At 60.1% G+C, this 1321-nt stretch carries 1 protein-coding gene; it reads left to right on the forward strand.

Going from position 1 to position 1321, the window contains the following annotated elements; genetic code table 11:
- Positions 1–1321 (forward strand): MBOAT family O-acyltransferase (locus tag V6C16_RS13465; protein WP_333543463.1); only part of this gene is annotated, 1321 nt, incomplete at both ends.

Genomic DNA, 1321 nt, shown 5'->3' on the forward strand with positions numbered 1-1321 from the left:
GAGGCGGCGGCAGAGGCAGACGCCCAAACCACCGTCAGTCCGCACGTCCGCCGGCAGCCTTTCAGTGGCAACGGGCTTAAACGCCTGGGCTGCTGGGCGTGCAGCCGCAAAGGACTGCTGACCCTGGCCCTGATCCTGAACCTGCTGCCCCTGCTCTGGTTCAAGTATTCATGGTTTTTCGCCCAGAACCTGGCCCTGCTCGTGGGTGCGGAGTGGAATTTCACCCCGCCGGGCCTGCCCCTCGGCATCTCTTTTTACACCTTTATCCAGATCGCCTGGCTCGTCAGCGTATACCGGCGGCAGGTAATGCCTCAGGGCTTTTCGCGTCACGCGCTTTTTTCGGCCTGTTTTCCCTACGTCATTTCCGGCCCCATCGTGCGCTACGAACAGATGGGACCGCAGCTTGACGAACTTTCCGGCTCCACCTCCGAAGGTCTGGCCCAGGGGTTCACCCTTTTCACCATCGGGCTTGCCAAAAAAGTGCTGCTGGCCGACAGCCTGGCCGTGTACGCCAACGCCGTATTCAACGCGGCGGAAAAAGCCTTTCCCATAAGCGGAGCCGAAGCCTGGCTGGGTTCTTTCTGCTATACTTTTCAGCTTTACTTCGACTTTTCCGGCTATACGGACATGGCTATCGGCCTTGGGCTCATGCTGGGCCTGCGGCTGCCGGAAAACTTTGATTCCCCTTACAAGGCAACAGGCATTGTTGACTTCTGGCGGCGCTGGCACATCACCCTGAGTTCCTGGCTGCGGGACTTTCTGTACATCCCCCTGGGCGGCAACCGCAAAGGGCGGCTCATGCAGTACCGCAACCTCTTTCTCACCATGCTCATAGGCGGAGCCTGGCACGGCGCTGGCTGGACATTCATCATATGGGGCGCGCTGCACGGGGCCATGCTGAGCATCAACCACTTTTTCCGCGCCTGCATCAAGGGCAGCCTGACGGAAAGGGTTCTCGCCACCCTGCCCTTGCGCATCTTCTTCATCTTTTTCACGTTCATGTGCATCAATCTTTGCTGGGTGGTCTTTCGCACGGTGAGCCTCGACGGGGCTGTAACCATGTATGGAGCCATGTTCGCCGGGCCTTTCACGGCTGAAGCAGCCGGGCGGATTGCGGACCATGCCGGCCTTTCGGCAGTGGGCGCACTGGCTGCCAACTGGCTGCCCAACAACTATTTTCAGGGCTGGATGCCCTTTGCGCTGCTCGGCATCAGCCTTGTTCTTGTGTGGCTCCTTCTGCTCCACGTTTTCCACCACAAAGGGCTGTCCCCTGAGGGCGTCCTCAAGGGCCTGCCCCTCCCGGGCATTGCCGATAACGGCC

Source organism: Desulfovibrio sp. 1188_IL3213 (genome assembly GCF_036763145.1).
GTDB lineage: Bacteria > Desulfobacterota > Desulfovibrionia > Desulfovibrionales > Desulfovibrionaceae > Desulfovibrio.